At 58.4% G+C, this 16676-nt stretch carries 17 protein-coding genes; 9 read left to right on the top strand and 8 right to left on the bottom strand.

Translation table 11 applies throughout. From position 1 onward, the window contains the following. Positions 1 to 17 precede the first annotated feature (17 nt). The 5 genes from panC to DX909_RS23050 all read left to right on the top strand — a co-directional run bounded on the left by panC (position 18) and on the right by DX909_RS23050 (position 3964). Positions 18 to 860 carry a pantoate--beta-alanine ligase gene (gene panC / locus DX909_RS23070; protein WP_128547590.1) on the top strand — a complete coding sequence of 281 codons (843 nt, stop codon included), beginning with the start codon at positions 18 to 20 and terminating at the stop codon, positions 858 to 860. Between the two features lie 216 nt (positions 861 to 1076). Then, positions 1077 to 1427, top strand: coding sequence for an aspartate 1-decarboxylase (panD, locus tag DX909_RS23065; protein ID WP_128547589.1), 351 nt, complete (start codon positions 1077 to 1079; stop codon positions 1425 to 1427). Positions 1428 to 1581: 154 nt separating this feature from the next. Further along, on the top strand, positions 1582 to 2631 hold the full coding sequence (locus tag DX909_RS23060) for a lysylphosphatidylglycerol synthase transmembrane domain-containing protein (RefSeq protein ID WP_128547588.1): 1050 nt from the start codon (positions 1582 to 1584) through the stop codon (positions 2629 to 2631). Between the two features lie 11 nt (positions 2632 to 2642). Continuing rightward, complete coding sequence (gene rfaE2, locus DX909_RS23055; protein ID WP_128547587.1) at positions 2643 to 3170, top strand: D-glycero-beta-D-manno-heptose 1-phosphate adenylyltransferase; 528 nt, start codon at positions 2643 to 2645, stop codon at positions 3168 to 3170. A 107-nt stretch (positions 3171 to 3277) separates the two neighbouring features. Further along, complete coding sequence (locus tag DX909_RS23050) at positions 3278 to 3964, top strand: zinc metallopeptidase (RefSeq protein WP_206513037.1); 687 nt, start codon at positions 3278 to 3280, stop codon at positions 3962 to 3964. Positions 3965 to 4091: 127 nt separating this feature from the next. Here the strand turns inward: DX909_RS23050 and DX909_RS23045 are convergent, their stop codons facing one another. Then, a complete protein-coding gene (locus tag DX909_RS23045; protein ID WP_128547586.1) occupies positions 4092 to 4481 on the bottom strand; it encodes a phage holin family protein in 390 nt (129 codons plus the stop codon). Between the two features lie 86 nt (positions 4482 to 4567). Between DX909_RS23045 and DX909_RS23040 the strand changes: the two genes are divergently transcribed. After that, positions 4568 to 5311, top strand: coding sequence for a class I SAM-dependent methyltransferase (locus tag DX909_RS23040; RefSeq protein WP_128547585.1), 744 nt, complete (start codon positions 4568 to 4570; stop codon positions 5309 to 5311). Between the two features lie 55 nt (positions 5312 to 5366). Here the strand turns inward: DX909_RS23040 and DX909_RS23035 are convergent, their stop codons facing one another. The 4 genes from DX909_RS23035 to DX909_RS23020 are packed head-to-tail and all read right to left on the bottom strand — an operon-like array spanning position 5367 to position 9847. Next, complete coding sequence (locus DX909_RS23035; RefSeq protein WP_128547584.1) at positions 5367 to 6932, bottom strand: ABC transporter permease/substrate-binding protein; 1566 nt, start codon at positions 6930 to 6932, stop codon at positions 5367 to 5369. 15 nt (positions 6933 to 6947) lie between these two features. Then, entirely contained in the window at positions 6948 to 7700 is a 753-nt protein-coding gene (locus DX909_RS23030; RefSeq protein WP_128547583.1) for an ABC transporter ATP-binding protein, read from the bottom strand. A 7-nt stretch (positions 7701 to 7707) separates the two neighbouring features. Next, positions 7708 to 9384: an amino acid permease gene (locus DX909_RS23025; protein WP_128547582.1), complete on the bottom strand. Its 1677-nt coding sequence runs from the start codon at positions 9382 to 9384 to the stop codon at positions 7708 to 7710. 10 nt (positions 9385 to 9394) lie between these two features. Continuing rightward, positions 9395 to 9847 carry a lysozyme inhibitor LprI family protein gene (locus DX909_RS23020; RefSeq protein WP_128547581.1) on the bottom strand — a complete coding sequence of 151 codons (453 nt, stop codon included), beginning with the start codon at positions 9845 to 9847 and terminating at the stop codon, positions 9395 to 9397. Between the two features lie 167 nt (positions 9848 to 10014). Here DX909_RS23020 and gldA point away from each other — a divergent pair, with 167 nt between their 5' ends. After that, positions 10015 to 10953, top strand: a complete 939-nt coding sequence (gene gldA, locus DX909_RS23015) for a gliding motility-associated ABC transporter ATP-binding subunit GldA (protein WP_128547580.1) — start codon at positions 10015 to 10017, stop codon at positions 10951 to 10953. A gap of 102 nt (positions 10954 to 11055) precedes the next feature. On the opposite strand, the gene DX909_RS23010 is transcribed toward gldA, so the two are convergent. Both DX909_RS23010 and aroB read right to left on the bottom strand, forming a co-directional pair. Continuing rightward, complete coding sequence (locus tag DX909_RS23010; protein ID WP_206513036.1) at positions 11056 to 11592, bottom strand: DUF4136 domain-containing protein; 537 nt, start codon at positions 11590 to 11592, stop codon at positions 11056 to 11058. Positions 11593 to 11956: 364 nt separating this feature from the next. After that, complete coding sequence (gene aroB, locus DX909_RS23005; protein WP_128547579.1) at positions 11957 to 12982, bottom strand: 3-dehydroquinate synthase; 1026 nt, start codon at positions 12980 to 12982, stop codon at positions 11957 to 11959. Positions 12983 to 13236: 254 nt separating this feature from the next. Between aroB and DX909_RS29630 the strand changes: the two genes are divergently transcribed. Further along, on the top strand, positions 13237 to 13398 hold the full coding sequence (locus DX909_RS29630; protein ID WP_164851372.1) for a hypothetical protein: 162 nt from the start codon (positions 13237 to 13239) through the stop codon (positions 13396 to 13398). A 515-nt stretch (positions 13399 to 13913) separates the two neighbouring features. Continuing rightward, on the top strand, positions 13914 to 14345 hold the full coding sequence (locus DX909_RS22995; RefSeq protein ID WP_128547577.1) for a hypothetical protein: 432 nt from the start codon (positions 13914 to 13916) through the stop codon (positions 14343 to 14345). A gap of 38 nt (positions 14346 to 14383) precedes the next feature. Here the strand turns inward: DX909_RS22995 and DX909_RS22990 are convergent, their stop codons facing one another. Beyond that, on the bottom strand, positions 14384 to 16630 hold the full coding sequence (locus DX909_RS22990; protein WP_128547576.1) for a S9 family peptidase: 2247 nt from the start codon (positions 16628 to 16630) through the stop codon (positions 14384 to 14386). Positions 16631 to 16676 lie beyond the last annotated feature (46 nt).

Here is a 16676-nt window from a genome sequence, read left to right as displayed (position 1 = left end):
CTAATCCGAACACCGCTATGCACGTCTCCGAAACCGTTGCCGATATACGACAAATACTTGATTCTCACCGGAAGGCCGGAAGGGCCGTCGGTTTCGTACCGACCATGGGCGCCCTGCACGCCGGCCACCTCTCTCTCATTGAAGCCTGCCGGTCCGCCAACGACCTCACGGTTTGCAGCATCTTCGTTAACCCGACCCAGTTCAACAACCCCGACGACTTGGCCCGGTATCCGCGGACGCTGGAGGAAGACCTCCGGATGCTGGACGAAGCCGGCTGCGATCTGGTCTTTGCGCCCTCCGTCGATGAGATGTACCCGACGGCGCCGGTCCTGAAACTGAACTTCGGTGAACTGGAGACCGTCATGGAAGGTGCGTTCCGCCCCGGCCATTTCAACGGCGTCGGCATTGTGGTTTCGAAACTGTTCCATATCGTCCAGCCGGACCGGGCCTATTTCGGCCAGAAAGACCTGCAGCAGGTAGCGGTGGTCCGGCGGCTGATCCGGGACCTGGGCTTTCCGCTCGAACTGGTTCGCGTTCCGACGCTGCGCGAAGCCGACGGGCTGGCCATGTCGTCGCGCAACCGAAACCTGAGTGCGGAAGACCGGGCGCTGGCCCCGCAGCTCCATCAGGCCCTCCTAATCGCCCGCGAAATGCTGCGCAGCGAGGACACCGTCGAGGCCGCCAAAGCGGCCGTAACCGGCCATCTGCACCGCTTCCCGGCTTTCCGGCCCGACTACTTCGAAGTGGCAAACGCCGAGACGCTCCAGCCGGTCGGACAGACGCAGGCCCCCGGCATGACCGCGCTCTGCATTGCCGCCTTTCTCGGCCCTGTCCGGCTCATCGACAACCTGGTGTTTTGACCACCCCCCAACCCCCACCTTAGCAAGGAGGGGGAGGCTTCGCAGGGTTTGAATCGGGCAGCGCACTCCCCCTCCTAAAACAGGAGGGGGTCGGGGGGTGGTCCCAGGCTCAGACGAACTAACTCCCCGGCCGGCCTGTTTTTGCAGTGACTGGTGACGGATGGACCAAATTGATTAATTTTGGCGGCCCATCCGAACCGGGTACGCCATACAACCATGTTTGTCAATCTTTTAAAATCGAAAATCCACCGGGTCCGGGTGACACAGGCGGAACTGAACTACGTCGGCAGTATTACCATCGACGAGGATCTGATGGACGCTGCCGGGTTAATGGAAAACGAGCAGGTCCACGTCGTGAACAATAACAACGGGGAGCGGCTGATTACCTATGTGATCAAGGGAGCGCGCGGCTCCGGCATCATTTGTCTCAACGGAGCGGCCGCCCGACGGGCGCAGGTAGGCGACATCATCATCATCATCTCCTACGGCATGATGACGACGGAGGAAGCCAGAACGCATAAGCCCCAGGTTATCTTTCCCGACGAAAACAACCGTCTCGTTCGGTAAACAGGTCTCAGAACCCGGTGCCTTTATCCGCTTCCGCCGGACGGTATCCTGAAAATAATACCGCAGAAATGGCTGATTTCCGTTACTTTGTACGGGATTCGGCCATTTCTTCTAAAGAAAACCACCCCGGAAAGCCGATCTGAATCTCCCTGATATGAATCCAAAAAACATTCTGAAATACGTGATCTCGCTCGGCATAGCCGCCGGGCTGTTATGGTATGTGTTCAAGGACATCGACCGGGTCGCCATGTTCGACGCCTTCCGGAAAGCCGACTACACCTGGATCGTCGTGTCGGGACTGCTGACGGTGGTGGCCCACTGGAGCCGCGCCTACCGCTGGGGGTTGCTGATGGAACCGGTGGTCGGTTATCGCCCGGCTCCCTTCCATACGCTGCTGGCGGTGCTGACCGGCTACTTTGCCAACCTCGTGGTGCCGCGGATGGGCGAAGTGACCCGCTGTGGTACGCTTAACCGGCTCGAAGGCGTTCCGGTCAATGTCAGCTTCGGGACGGTGGTTGCCGAGCGAATCTTCGACGTCCTGATGCTCTTTCTGCTCATCGGAGCCACCTTTCTGATCGAGTTCAACCGGCTGAGCACTTTCCTGACGGACTTTTTCTCGTCGAAATTTAACGTTGCCGGCCTGCGCGACAACTCCTGGCCACTGGTCATTCTGGGCGGCTGTCTGGCCGGGGCTGCCGTGCTGGTGTGGTTTCTGTTCGGGCGTTACAAGGAGGTGCTGCGCCGGAAACCGTTTTACCAGAAGGTGGAAAAATTCGCCGGCGGCCTGATGGAAGGGCTGCTGAGTATCCGGAAGCTGAAAAACCCGGGGGCGTTCTTCCTGCACACGGTCCTGATCTGGACGATGTATTACTTCATGTCCTTCGTGCTGTTTCAGGCCATGCCCCAGACGGCCGACCTCGGCTGGCGGGCCGGCCTGACCATTCTGATCATGGGCGCGCTCGGCATGGCCGCCCCCGTTCAGGGAGGAGCCGGAACGTTCAATATCCTGGTTGGAGCGGCCCTGGCGCTTTATGGCCTGAGCAACCAGGATGGGGCCACGCTGGCGACGCTGATGCTGTTTACGCAGTGGTTTTATGTGGTCATTCTGGGGGCGCTCAGCTTCCTGATCGTTATGCTGAAAGGCCGGAACCGGCAGCCTGTCCGGCCGGTCGGGGCACAGGAAACCGTCAACGCCAGACGCTAACGGAAAAACGTATGAATTCACCGGCTGAAACCAAAATCCTCACCCGCCAGGAAGCCGTCCGGCAGGCCGGCCAATGGCATACCGAAGGGCTGCGGATCGTTTTCACCAACGGCTGCTTCGATATCCTGCACCTCGGGCATATCGATTACCTCGAAAAAGCCCGTCAGCTGGGCGACAAACTCATTCTGGGGCTGAACACCGACGCGTCGGTCAGTTGCATCAAGGGTCCGCTGCGGCCCGTCGTCGACGAATACGCCCGCGCCCGCATCATGGCTTCCCTTGCCTTCGTCGATGCCGTGACGCTCTTCGGCGAATCCACCCCTCTGGAACTGATTCAGGCCGTCCGGCCCGACATCCTGGTCAAGGGCGACGACTATGCGGTAAAGGACATTGTCGGAGCCGACTTCGTGATCCAAAACGGCGGGTCGGTTCAAACCATTCCGCTCGTCAGGGGTTATTCCACTACGGCGCTCATCGAGAAGATCCGGAAAGCGTACGACGGAGCCGGGCAAAGGGTCTCCGGCCCTGACCAGCGGTGACGGACAAGGATGAACAGGGAACCGTTTTTTTGCTCATATTTGTTTATCTAATGATTAGTTACTTCACCCTGACTTTTCAAAACAACCTTAAATTCTAAACTTGGACTATGCCTGGATATTGGCTTATTTTCATCATTTTCGCACTGCTTAGCGCCGGCATCAGCTGGAGGCTGCGCAGTAAGTTTAATGAATATTCGCAGATCGGGCTGGGCAACGGCATGAGCGGTAAGGACATTGCCGAACGGATGCTCACCGAAAACGGTATTCACGACGTCCGTGTTCTTTCCGTCGAAGGGATGCTGACCGACCACTATAATCCGCAGGACAAAACCGTCAACCTAAGCGCCGACGTGTATTACGGTCGGAGCGTCGCAGCCGCGGCTGTGGCGGCCCACGAATGCGGTCACGCCGTGCAACACGCTACGTCTTATGCTCCGCTCCGGTTCCGTTCGGCGATGGTGCCGTTCCTGACGATCTCGTCGAATTACTTGCAGTGGATCATCCTGATCGGTATTTTCATGATCAACACGACGATCATTCCGCTGGCTGTCGGGGTGGCGCTGTTTGCCGTCACGACCCTGTTCAGCTTCGTCACGCTGCCGGTTGAGTTCGATGCCAGCCGCCGGGCCCTGGCCTGGGTTCAGAATCGCGGAATCGTCAACCAGCGCGAATACGGCTTCGCCAAAGATGCGCTCTGGTGGGCGGCCATGACCTACGTGGTTGCGGCCCTGGGTTCACTGGCCACTCTGCTGTACTACGCCAGTCTGCTGCTGGGGGGTCGCCGGAGCGACTAATCTGAAATAAATGCACTTTGTGGGGTGCCTCCGAAGCCGGAGGCACCTTTTTTATGTTCTCCCAGTGGGAAGGCACAAAAAAACCGTGGTGCTTAACCACGGTTTGGTTCCGGCCGGGCGGTACGGCTTAAAAGAGAAGTAAGGCCTGATAGTCAGTGGCTTGCTGCACCGCCGGTGACGGAGCAAGAGCACCGTCGACCAGCCCGCCGACGACGGCCACGGCCACGGCAATCAGCAGGGCAGGCCAGAAGCCGACGATGGTGAAGCTGCTCATCATCTTATCGATGAGTTTCAGCAGCAGCGCCGTCACTATAATCCGGACCAGACCCGTCAGCAGGAAGAACGTCACCAAATTCAGGGGGAAACGAACTATCCAGCCGACCAGGAAGTTCAGAACCGCCAGAATGACGGCAATCAGCAGAGCCGTACCGAAACTTTTGACGTCGACCTGGGGCATGATGTAGGCCAGCCCGAAAATTACGGCCGCGTCCAGCAGGAGGTGCAGAATCAGATTCATAAGTGCGTTATGTGAGGTGTAGTTGTCGCAGTATAAACAGTTTGGTCCGGCACTTGTTCTTTGGAAGAGTCCAAATCCGCTTCAAGATGAAGATTTCCGCTCTTTTCCTGCTCCTGACCTTCTCCCCCGCCCTCACGTCCTGCGGCCAGACCACCCGGCAGAATCCCGGGTCCAGCCGGGAGGCCGACACCTCAAAAACGGCTTATCAATACCGGGAAGCCGGTTATGACGGGATTGGCAAGGTCTATATGGGCCGCGAGATCGCCCAGGTGATGGGGCACCTCGGAGCCGCCTGGCTCGACCGGCCCGAACGCGAACAGGAGGAACGCACCGACCTGCTGCTCGACGCTCTCCGTCTGAAGCAGACGGACGTCGTGGCCGACATCGGGGCCGGAACCGGCTATTTCACCTTCCGGATCGCTCCGAAGGTGCCGCGGGGAAAGGTGCTGGCCATCGAGATTCAGCAGGAGATGATCGACGACCTGAACCGGAACAAACAGACAAACAAAGCTCCCAACGTTACTCCGGTGCTGGGCACCATCTCCAATCCGAAACTCCCGGCCAACAGCATCGACCTGGCTCTCATGGTCGACGCCTATCACGAGTTTTCGCACCCCCGCGAGATGATGGAACACCTTGTCAAAGCCCTGAAGCCCGGCGGGCGGGTGGTACTGGTCGAATACCGGGCCGAGGACCCGAACGTCATGATCAAGCCCAGCCATAAGATGACGGTGGCTCAGGCGACGAAGGAAATGAAAGCCGTCGGGCTCGAGCTGAAAGAGGTCTATAAGCAACTTCCCCAGCAGCACGTCATGATTTTTGGCCGCTGAGGGCCCCGGCCCCCGAATTCACTGTAACGGTCCGATTCTGAGCCAACCGGACCGGTTACTTTTCGAGATAGCGCTGCAAATCCGAGATGGTGTTGATTTTCAGTGGCCGGGCCTGCTCCCTTCGCATCATCAGGGCGTAGGCATTGTTGAATCCCAGCGGAGGCAGCCAGACCAGACCGTACTGCCGCAGAAACTGATCCGAAACGTACCGGTAGGTGGCGGCCGGGTCGGCCCGGAGCGAGTCGGAAACCGCCGGGCCGGGTTGCAGGATGACCAGCAGACCGGTGCCGGTATATTCGGGATAAAGATCGATGGCGCCGGTCCGGAGGGCGTTGAAACAGATCTGCGTGCCGCCCAGACCGGTTTTAGCCGCCACCTCCAGCGTCGTATGCCCCTCCACCAGCCGCCGGATGATCTCGACCAGGATATACTGCTCCGTGAATATCTTCGATCCGACCGTCAGCGTGCCGGTTCGCGGGCCTGCCTTTCGGGGCCGGTCAAGACCGGTTTTCCTCAGAAATTCCCGGGCGACCGTTTCAGGCGTCTCATGGTGGTAATCAGCCCGGTAGTTCAGCGCCGTCATTACCGAGTCCGTCAGCAGCCCCCGAAGCCGGTTCAGCAGCGGGGCCACTTCCGGATGCCGGTCCAGAAACGCCTGCCGTACCACGAAAGCCGCCTGATAGGGCGGGAAAGCCCGTTTATCATCCGCCAGCACCTGAAGCCCGAACGCCTGAATCCGGCCGTCGGTCGAGTAGCCGCTGATCACGTCCACCTGCCGGTGCCGCACGGCCTCGTACATCAGGTTCTGGTCGATCAGGCGGGTCGTCAGCCGCAGTCCGTAGGTCTTCCGCAACTGGGGGTAGCCGTCGGCCCGGCCGTAAAATTCGTGGGCGAAACCGGCCACCAGTCGGGTCTGGTCGTTGCGAGGTAGCCAGTAAAACGCCGACAGCACCGGCGCCAGTGCCAGAAACAGGATCGATGCCCGCCGAAGCCGCATCCCGCGCAGGCGCTGAAGCCGGGCCAGCAGCCCATCCAGCCCCACCGCCAGCAGGGCCGCCGGAATGGCCCCGGCCAGAATCATGGCGGTGTTATTGAGTGCAATCCCGCCGAAAATGAACTCTCCCAGACCACCCCCGGCCACGTAGGCCGCCAGGGTGGCTACGCCCACGTTGATGACCGTGGCGGTACGGATACCCGCAAAGATGACCGGCAGCGCCAGCGGTATTTCCAGCCGCATCAGCACCTGACGGCTGGTCATGCCCATGCCGAAGGCGGCTTCCTTCAACGTTGGGCTGACCTCTGAAAGGCCGACGTAGGTGTTGCGGACGATCGGCAGCAGAGCGTACAGGAACAGGGCCAGCAGGGCCGGAACGACGCCGATGCCGAGGAAGGGGATCAGAAAGCCGAGCAGGGCGATGCTCGGAATGGTTTGCAGCACACCCGCCAGCCCCAGAACCAGAGCCGCCACCCGTTTCTGCCGGCTGATCGCCATTCCGACCGGCAGCCCGATCAGCAGCGCCAGCACCAGCGACAGGAACGTCAGCCCGACATGGGTCAGCGTCTGCGTGACCAGCTGGCTCGACTGTTCGGCCAGAAAGCGAAAAAAATCGGTGGTTTCCATCGGCGGGTTAAGAATTCAGTCGGACCGGCGGCTTTTCCACTCCAGAAACAGCCGTTGTTCCTCAAAAAAGGACTCGACGAACGCATTGACCGGCCGGTGCAGCAACTCATCCGGGGTGCCGATCTGGACCAGACGCCCCTGGTCCATCAGGCCGATCCGGTCGCCCAGCTCGAAAGCCTCCTGAATGTCGTGAGTGACCATGACGGTGGTGGTATGACGCAGCTCGTCCAGCCGGCGAAACTCCCGGCGGATGGCCGCCCGGGTGATCGGGTCCAGCGCCCCCAGCGGTTCGTCCATCAACAGGATGGAAGGATGGGCCGCCAGCGCCCGGGCCAGTCCCACCCGCTGTCGCTGCCCTCCGCTCAGTTCGGACGGATACCGGCGCAGGCTGTTCTCCGGTAGTTTCAGCATCGCCAGCAGTTCCCGGGTCCGGTCGGCGATGCGGTCGGGTTCCCAGCCGAGCAGCCGGGGCACGGTGGCGATGTTGTCGGCAACGGTATAATGCGGAAACAGACCGGTTTCCTGAATGACGTAACCGATCTTTCGCCGGAGGTCGTGGGCGGGCTTCCGGCGAACGTCCACCCCGTCGACCTCGATCTGCCCGGCCGACGGCTCGATCAGCCGGTTGATCATCTTCAGGGTCGTGGTTTTGCCGCAGCCGCTCGTACCCAGCAGCACGACCGTTTCGCCCTCCCCGACCGTGAACGACACGTCGCGGACGGCCGGGTGGTCGCCGAATTGTTTGGATACGTTCCGGACGGCAATCATGGCGGGCCTATACCCGGCTTACGACCTCTTCCGTCGCGAGCCGGCTTTTGCGGTATCCGTAGGAGAAATAAATGACGAGTCCGATCACCAGCCAGACCAGAAAAATGGCCCAGTTGCTGATGCCCAGTTCGGTCATCAGGTAGAGGTTGGTCAGGATGCCGAGGACCGGCAGCAGGGAGAAATTGTAGCGGAACGCCAGGACGGACAGCACCGCCCAGACCAGCCAGAAAACCGTCAGCAGCGGCTTTTCCCCGATGCTGGTTGCCAGCGTCCCGGCCTGCGCCACCAGCACCAGCGTCACGATCAGACCGATACCGACCACGTATTTCCCGTTGACGTACGGCACCCTGAATTTCGAGTGCTGCGAAAGTCCCATCCGGTCCAGATACAAAATCCCTGCGCAAACCAGAATAAAGGCGAAGAAGGTGCCGACGCTGGTCAGGTCGATGAAAAACTGCATATCCAGCAGCAGCGAAGGAACGGCCACCATGACGCCGGTGACGATGGTCGCGAAGGAGGGCGTCCGGTAGCGGGGATGAATCCTGGAAAACCGCTTCCACAGCAGCCCGTCGCGGCTCATGGTCATCCAGATGCGCGGCTGTCCGAGCTGATACACCAGCAGGGCGCTCGTGATGGCGATGACGGCGCTGACCGAGATGATCCCGGCAATGAAATCCAGGTTCACTTTCTGAAATACGTAGGCCAGCGGGTCGTCGACGCCCAGTTCCTTATAATTCACCATGCCCGTCAGCACGAGCGTGATCAGGACGTACAGTACCGTACAGATGATGAGGCAGTAGATCATGGCGCGGGGCAGGTCGCGCTGGGGATTGCGGCATTCCTCGGCCGTGGTGGAGATGGAGTCGAAGCCGATGAAGGCAAAGAAGACCGAAGCCACCCCACTCAGCACCCCGCCGACGCCGTTGGGCGCGAAAGGCGACCAGTTTTCCGGTTTGACGTAAAATGCCCCGGCAACGATGACCAGCAGAATGACGGCCAGTTTCAGCACCACCAGCAGGTTACTGGCGGCCCGGGACTCCTTGATGCCGATGTAAACGAGGGCGGTGATCAGGATCGTGATGACCCCGGCGGGCAGGTCCGCGATGAACCGCAGGCCGCCCAGCCGGGGAGCGTCCTGAAACGCCTGGGCCAGCATCCGCGTGCCGGCCGGTAATCCGGCCGGGTCGGCGGTGGCCTGGACTTCCGCAAAGGCTTTAGCGGCCGAGCCGTAATCGGTAGCCAGGTATTCGGGCCACTGCAGGCCGAAGCCCCTGAGCATGGACGTAAAGTATTCGGACCACGAAATAGCCACCACCATGTTGCTGACGGCATATTCCAGAATCAGCGCCCAGCCGATGATCCAGGCAAAAATCTCCCCGAAGGATACGTAGGCGTAGGTATAGGCACTGCCGCTGACGGGCACCGTAGAGGCAAACTGGGCGTAGCTCAGGGCCGTAAACACGCAGGCGATGGCCGTGAACACGAACAGCAGCGACACCGCCGGCCCGCCCGCTACGCTGGCCCGGCCGATGGTGCTGAAGATTCCGGCGCCGATGATGGCCGCAATCCCGAAGGAGGTGAGATCCCGGACCCCCAGGACTTTGATCATGTGCGACGATTCGCCCTCGGTGGCATCGGCCACGGCTTTCACAACCGACTTTTTCCGGAATACCGAATCACTCATGCGTTCGAAATTATTGTCTTAGTTTAAGTTCCGTCAATAAGGTTTTCAGCTCCCCGATGCGGCTCTGGGTGGTTTCCTCTTTGCAATTCAGAACGGCCATGGGCATCATCGAACCGCCCTCGTACATCTTCTCGTAGATTTTGCTGTGCGCATCCCGGTACACGATCCACTGCCGTTGCGCCTGCACCAGCATGGTTCTGTCTTCTTTCGGCAGTAGCGCCATCAGCTGTTTGTAAATCGAGTTCAGCTCGTCGTCGGCTTTCTGGAAACGCATCTGGGCACAAAGGTTCAGCTCCGACTGGGTCTGGGCGCTGTCGCAGTTGATAAACAACTCGGGAGGGTGGCCCGAAGTCGTCACCCTTTCGCGTCCGGTCGGCCGGACCCCCTGCCGGTCGGCCTGCTGGCCGAGGGCGGTGGCGGCCCACAGGACGCCCAATAAGATCCCTGCCGGTTTTGCATTCATTTCAGATGGATTTGCCGGTATTTACGGCGATTTTGAATGCTAAAAATAAACATTGTTTTCGGGATTAAAAGCGGTTTTCTCCCGGGTCTGCGCCCGACTGCGGCCGCAATCGTTACATTTACATCGAATTACCGGCAATTTTCGGCCCCTCCTTCGTTTGTATTGAAATGTCGATTCGCGTACAAAACCTGACCAAAGTCTATTCCCGCCCCGGCAGCGGAAGCCAGCGGGCGGTCGATGCCGTCTCGTTCGAAGTCCGTCCGGGCGAAATCGTCGGCTTTCTGGGGCCGAACGGCGCCGGAAAATCCACGACCATGAAGATTGCCACCGGCTACCTGCCGCCCACGGAAGGCACCGTCGAAGTGAACGGTTTCGACGTCCGGACGCAGTCGCTGGACGTCCGCCGGAGCCTGGGCTATCTGCCCGAACACAATCCGCTCTACCTCGACCTGTACGTGAAGGAGTTTCTGCAGTTTGCGGGTTCGCTGCACGGGCTTCGGGGGGCCGGCCTGAACCGCCGGGTGCAGGAGATGATCGCCCTGGTCGGGCTGGAGGTGGAACAGGGAAAAAAGATCGGGCAACTGTCAAAAGGCTACCGGCAGCGGGTCGGGCTGGCCCAGTCGCTGATCCACAACCCGCCGGTGCTGATTCTCGACGAACCGACCACCGGTCTCGATCCCAACCAGCTTTCCGAAATCCGGGAAGTGATCCGGCAGGCCGGGCGTGAAAAAACCGTGCTGTTTTCGACCCACATCATGCAGGAAGTAGAAGCGCTCTGCGACCGGGTGGTCATCATCAACCGGGGCCGGATCGTGGCCGACGGCGACCTGAACCATCTGCGGGCCGGCACCGACGGCCTGATTACGGTCGTGGCGGAATTCGAGCAGGAACTGACCGATCCTCTGCTCCTCGGCGGGCTGCCGGGCGTGCAACGGGTCGAAGCGCTCGGACAGGGTCGTTACCGGCTAACCACCAACCGGCAGACGGAGCTTCGGGCCGCCATATTCCGGCAGGCCGCCGACCGCAACCTGACGCTGGTCGGACTCAAGCAGGAAGAAAACAGTCTGGAGGGGATATTCCGGGAACTGACTAAAAATAACGAATAGCGAATAACAAATATCGAAATGGCGTTGCCTATTCAGCACGGCGGAGCCACCTCAAACAAAATTCGTTATTCGCTATTCGCGGTTTTACTCAATGCTTTTCCGCTACTTTCGGGCCGTCGCCATCAGCGGATACTGATCGAAGATCGACCGGACGATGCCTTTGAAGTAGTTGTTCTTAAAATTCGGATTTCGGGTCACGCGGGAGGCATAGCCTTTCCAGATGACCTGATAGGTTTCGGCGTCGATCAGCGAAATCATCAGGGTTCCTTCGTCGAGATTATAGTCGATCCGCTTGTAGGTCGCGTCGCCGTCTTCCGTAACCACCCAATCCTTGATGACCGGCTGCTGATAGCCCCGGAAACGGAGGTCGTTTCGGAAAATGTTGTAGGAAATCAACAGATTGGGGCTCCGGTTGGCGACCTTGTAGCCGCGGGCTTCCATCTGGTGACGAATCGCTTCCTGAATATCGGAACAAAGCAGGGTCGAGTCGACGTATTCACATTCCAGGAAATTGAATGACTCGTAATCTTTAAAGTGCCCTTCGTAGCTGTAATCATGTTCCACGAATAACTTACCAGGCATACAACCGGCCAATGAAACCACAGCCAGCAGCACGATAACGCCGAAAAAATGTTTCATAAACATACTGTTTAACAGGGTTGTACAAATTGAATCTATAGTGACAAACTGGTTAAAAAATTGAATGTTTTGCTATCTTTTTCAAAATCCCCCAAATCCCGGGACCCATTCCGACAAACAGCACAGGATTAAGATAAAGTTGAAATATTTCTACTCAAGCCTGACATTTTTTCAGAATTCCGCGCAACTGATTTACTTTTTCTTTGATGGTCCGGACCGAAACCTCACCGGTTCGACAACAGTTACCGGCTGCAATACGGAAAGGACCGCCTTCCGGTTGCTTCCGGGCCACTCCGGACCGAAAAATAATTTCCGGCTTCCCGGTTGGCCGAAGCGACGGATCTCCAACGGCGCTGCCGGCCGGTCAGGCCCGGTAATATGCCAGGGCCTTCCGCATCTCGGAGGCCGTTGCCGCCACATCGAAGGCGCAGCTTCCCGGCCCGTCCGGCAGGGCCATCCGCACCTGCCCGTTCCGGTTTTTCTTGTCCTGAAGGGTCAGCCGGATCACCGGTTCGATGTCGGCCTCCGCCAGAGCGACCCGCCCGTACACCGAGAAAATGTACTCCTCGATCTGTTCCAGCAGGCTTTCGTCGATCATCTTCCTGCGGTGGGCGATGAAAGCCTCGGCCACCATCCCGGCCGCGATCGCTTCGCCGTGAAGCAGCCGGTGTTTGGCATCCGCCAGAAAATGCGTTTCCAGTGCATGACCAAGCGTATGACCGAAGTTGAGAATCTTACGAATCCCTTTCTCGGTTGGATCTTGCGCCACCACCTTTTTTTTCACTTCGACCGAATGCGCCACCAGGTCAGTCCAGTTCTGCTCATGCAGGTCCGTACGCCGAACGATGTCCCATTTGGCCGCATCCGCAATCAGGCAATGCTTGATAATTTCGGCAAATCCCGACCGTAATTCGCGTTCCGGTAACGTACTAAGGAAATGGGTGTCGACCAGGACCGCTTCGGGTTGTTTGAAGACCCCAATATGGTTTTTAAATCCGTGAAAGTCAATACCCAACTTGCCGCCCACGCTGGCGTCTACCTGGGCCAGGAGGGTGGTCGGGACCTGAATAAAATCGATGCCGCGCTTATAGGTAGACGCGCAAAAACCGCCCATATCGCCGATTACGCCACCACCGAGGTTGATCAGCAGCGCGTGACGGTCAAAATGGGCGTCCGTCAGGGCCTGCCAGACGGTTTCGCAGGTGGTCAGATTCTTATGTTCCTCCCCGGCCGGAACCGAAATTAATTTATGTTTCGGTAACAAATTTTTTAGAGCCGGATAGCAGAAACGCTTCGTGTTTGAATCGACCAGAACGGCAACGGCCGAATATTGATGGGCATTCAGGAAAGCCGGCAGACTTTCTGAGAGGGGTGAAATAGAAACGGACATGTTCGTTAAAGGAAAATCGCCCCCAAAGGTAAAACTTCAGGAGCGATTTCCTTCGGGCCGGCCGTCATTCCCTCCGGCTCCACAAGCATAGCGTTCACTATAGGCAACAATCAGGATATCACCTTCAGAGCGTCGGCGAAATACTTCATCTGCCGCATGGTGCCGAGGCCGGCGCGGCACCAGAACTGCCCGTCGAACTTCCATTGACGATTGAGGAGAACACCGTTCGGGGGCAGAGATAGACCAGACTGGTTTTGTCGAAAAACCGCTTCTCCATCTCTTCCGGAAATGAAGCCATTGCCCTGCAACCCCGGCGCGTCGGGCGGCCGGACACTGGCCGCTTCGCCGAACCGCCCTTCGCAACCGGGGGCATGGCAATGACCGAATCCAGAGTAATCCGGATTCAGGGCAGATGATCTCTTTTCCGGGCAGCGGCCTTCGCAGAAGCCCTACACGCAATGGACGACCGGGCCGGTCGGTTTACCGGTGGTATTTTCGGATAAATTATGTGCTGAATGATAGGCCTGCTCCGCTTTTATCGGGCAGGGACCGGGTCGCTCCCGCTTTGTCGGAAGAGTCTTTACCCGGTAGGGGCCGTCCTTTGGTACGGCTGGCGAACAGCCTTTTTCAGAAGATGATTAAGCTGTGGTTTGTTGACATTTCAAAAGTAAGAAAAACAAGCAATCAGCCAAATTTAATTGCTAAGATTTTGAATATATACGTACAAAATTTTTACGGATTAGCATTTTGCCAAATAATTCCTTTACAGGCTTTAATAAAATCTCTGGAAAATACAAAAAGACGGCCGACTACCGAGGACGAAGCCGCTATCCGAAGGAATGGAAAGTAATTGGAGCCGATTTCGTGGCTTCAGGCTGCTTTCATCGTCTCAAGGGAAGAAGAACTGAGAACCGTTGCCTATATTTACTTTATGAAGAATGAGGACCGCATCATCGAACTGCTCGTAGAGGCCCTTCAACGCATCGATAAGCATAACGAACGCCTGGATCAGCACAGCGCTATCCTGGCCATGAACCAGGAGAACATCCAGCAGCTTTACGAAACCGTAAAACAGCAGCAGGTCGAACTGGATCGACATTCGGTGATACTTGATATTCACTCGAAAATACTTGATAAACACTCGAAAGTACTTGATAAACACTCGAAAGTACTTGAAAAGCATTCGAAAGCGCTCGACAAACACTTCAAAGTTCTGACCAAACAGACGGATATTCTGGTCGGGGTAAACAACCGCACGGAATACCTGCATGACTCGGCTCTCGAACAGCAGAAGGCTTACCGTGCCATGACCGACCTCCTGATGGCGCATCATCAGGTTCTGAAAGACAAAGGCTATGTTTAACAGAGAAGGCGCCCTGCAGGGCGCCTTCTCTGTTTCGGCTATTGCTTGCTTCCGAGCCGGCCGTCGGTCTTCTCTCCCACATACCGCTCAAAGAATTCATAAATCCGCAGCATCCGGTCGATCCGCTGCCGGACGTTGCCCGAGCGGCTCAGTTCATGCGTGGCGCCCGGCATTCGGACATACTCAACCGGCCGGCCCAGAATCTTCAGGCTCTTGTACAGCATCTCGCTCTGAATCACTCCCGTCCGCAGGTCGTTCTCGCCGTGTTTGATGAGCAAGGGAGTTTTGATATTTTCGACGAAGGTATAGGGCGAATTGGCATCCAGCACCTCCTGCGCGGACTTCTGCCAGGGATACCCGCCGAAATAGTTCGGCACGAGCCGCCAGGCATTGCCTTCCCCCATGAACGTGCTGAGTTCATACACCCCGCGCTGGGAAAAAGCCGCCTTGAAACGGTTGTCGTGCCCGATGATCCAGGCCGTCAGATACCCGGCGTAGGAACCACCCGTTATGACCTGCCGGCTGGTATCCGCCCAGGCTTCCCGGGCGGCATCGGTAGCCGCGGCCAGCACGTCCTCGGCCGGGCCGGTGCCCCAGTCTTTGATGTTGGCCCGCTGAAAATCGATGCCGTAGCCGCCCGAGCCGCGGGGGTTGGCATACACGATCCCGTAGCCCTGCGAGCAGAAATACTGAAACTCGTGCCACATCGAGGGTTCGCCCGGACCCCACATGGCCGTCGGGCCGCCGTGCATATTGAGCAGCAGCGGGTATTTCTTCCCGGCCACGGGGTTCGTTGGTTTCATAATCCAGTAATCGACGGTCTGTCCCTTCGAGTTTTTGTAGGTCCGTTTCTCCGGGATGCTAAGGGCTTTGGCCGCCACCCACTCGTTGTGTTTACTGAGCCGGACGGCGTTTTTCATCGATCCATCGGCCCGGTAGAGTTCCGACGGGTTGGCAACCTCGGTTTTGGCAAAAACCACCAGGTCGCCGGATACGTCGAAGGCACTCACCCCACTGTCAAAGTCCGACAGCTGAGCCACCTGCTTCGTGACCGGGTCCAGCCGGTACAGCGGAAAACCGCCGTTCGAAGCCGCCGTGAAATACACCGCATAAGCGGTGGAAGGCTTCTTTCCCTTCCCTCCGGCCACGGTGGTCACGGCCCATTTCATTCCGGAAGCCGCACGGTCGAACGAAACCGTCTGCAGGTCCGAAACGGTGGTGCCGTTCAGTCGGGCCACGGCCATCTGGCCGGCATTGACGCCCTGGGCCGAGCTGGTCAGCAGTACGAGCCAGCGGCCGTCGGGGGATACGGCGGGCGAAAAATACGTCCGGCCCGGTTCGGCCAGGATCGGCACCCGCCGGCCAGAACCGTCGGCAGCCAGCCAGAAAAGGGCCGCATCCTGCTCACGGTCAGGATGTTTCAGCGTATCGCGGTCCGTCACGGTCAGCAAGCCCTTGCCGTCGGGCATCCACTCGGGAGCCTGGAAGGAGTAAAAACCACGCGTCAGGGCCTGGGGAGCGGCTCCTTCCCTTACGTCCACCACATACAGGTGGGTAAAACTCAGTTCCGGTTCGGTAGTGGCTTCGCCCTGAAAATTCAGCCGGTTGATGACTTTGGCCTTCTTGTCTTCGACGTCTTTGTTGAGGTAAGCCCGGATTTCGGCCAGGGAGCCGTCGGGGTTGGGTTTGACCCCCTTGTCGGGCCGGATAAAGTCGTTGCCGGCAAAACCCGGCTTTTCCAGCGACCAGGCCGGTACGCGTTTGCCGGGGTTCAGCAGAGAGTCTTTCAGGATTTCGGAAAGGGACGCACTGGCCGTGAAGAGAATGCGTTTGCCGTCGGGCGACCAGCGGGGTGCCGAGGCTCCGTATTTCAGATTCGTCAGCTGCCAGGCTTCTCCCCCGCCGAGCGGCATCACGAAAATCTGCGATTTCCCTTTCACCGTCCGGGCAAACGCGATGGATTTACCGTCGGGCGACCAATCGGGCTGGCGGGCGCTTTCGGCTCCGTGGGTCAGCGCCCGGGTGTCGTCGGCTTTGAGGCCGGTCAGCCAGAGATGGGTTTTGTAGTCATATTCCTCCGCCTTCCCTTCCGCTTTGTTTTCGGCATTCGGCTCGATGGTCGTCAGCGTATATACGGCCTGCTGCCCGTTCGGGGAAACGTCGATGCCGCCTACCTGCCGGATGCGTGTCAGGTCCGTTACAACGATCTTCTGTTTGTTGATTTGTGCAAAGCCGGTCGGCCCCAGGAGCCACAGGCCCGCTCCAAGGAGGAGTAGTTTCTTCATGAAGTTGTTGATTCGATCAATCCACTTCGAAGATAACGAATCCTTT

The organism is Larkinella soli, from assembly GCF_003703975.1.
Taxonomy (GTDB): domain Bacteria; phylum Bacteroidota; class Bacteroidia; order Cytophagales; family Spirosomataceae; genus Larkinella; species Larkinella soli.
The sequence above is the reverse complement of the archived record's forward strand: the minus strand, read 5'-3'. Positions and strand labels throughout refer to the sequence as shown.

Coding starts and splice junctions, on each gene's coding strand:
- DX909_RS22990 (WP_128547576.1), bottom strand. CDS start 16,630: ATGAAGAAACTACTCCTCCTTGGAGCGGGCCTGTGGCTCCTGGGGCCG.
- DX909_RS23025 (WP_128547582.1), bottom strand. CDS start 9,384: ATGAGTGATTCGGTATTCCGGAAAAAGTCGGTTGTGAAAGCCGTGGCC.
- DX909_RS23060 (WP_128547588.1), top strand. CDS start 1,582: ATGAATCCAAAAAACATTCTGAAATACGTGATCTCGCTCGGCATAGCC.
- gldA (WP_128547580.1), top strand. CDS start 10,015: ATGTCGATTCGCGTACAAAACCTGACCAAAGTCTATTCCCGCCCCGGC.
- rfaE2 (WP_128547587.1), top strand. CDS start 2,643: ATGAATTCACCGGCTGAAACCAAAATCCTCACCCGCCAGGAAGCCGTC.
- DX909_RS23030 (WP_128547583.1), bottom strand. CDS start 7,700: ATGATTGCCGTCCGGAACGTATCCAAACAATTCGGCGACCACCCGGCC.
- DX909_RS23040 (WP_128547585.1), top strand. CDS start 4,568: ATGAAGATTTCCGCTCTTTTCCTGCTCCTGACCTTCTCCCCCGCCCTC.
- panC (WP_128547590.1), top strand. CDS start 18: ATGCACGTCTCCGAAACCGTTGCCGATATACGACAAATACTTGATTCT.
- DX909_RS23045 (WP_128547586.1), bottom strand. CDS start 4,481: ATGAATCTGATTCTGCACCTCCTGCTGGACGCGGCCGTAATTTTCGGG.
- aroB (WP_128547579.1), bottom strand. CDS start 12,982: ATGTCCGTTTCTATTTCACCCCTCTCAGAAAGTCTGCCGGCTTTCCTG.
- DX909_RS23035 (WP_128547584.1), bottom strand. CDS start 6,932: ATGGAAACCACCGATTTTTTTCGCTTTCTGGCCGAACAGTCGAGCCAG.
- DX909_RS23010 (WP_206513036.1), bottom strand. CDS start 11,592: ATGAAACATTTTTTCGGCGTTATCGTGCTGCTGGCTGTGGTTTCATTG.
- panD (WP_128547589.1), top strand. CDS start 1,077: ATGTTTGTCAATCTTTTAAAATCGAAAATCCACCGGGTCCGGGTGACA.
- DX909_RS22995 (WP_128547577.1), top strand. CDS start 13,914: ATGAAGAATGAGGACCGCATCATCGAACTGCTCGTAGAGGCCCTTCAA.
- DX909_RS23020 (WP_128547581.1), bottom strand. CDS start 9,847: ATGAATGCAAAACCGGCAGGGATCTTATTGGGCGTCCTGTGGGCCGCC.
- DX909_RS23050 (WP_206513037.1), top strand. CDS start 3,278: ATGCCTGGATATTGGCTTATTTTCATCATTTTCGCACTGCTTAGCGCC.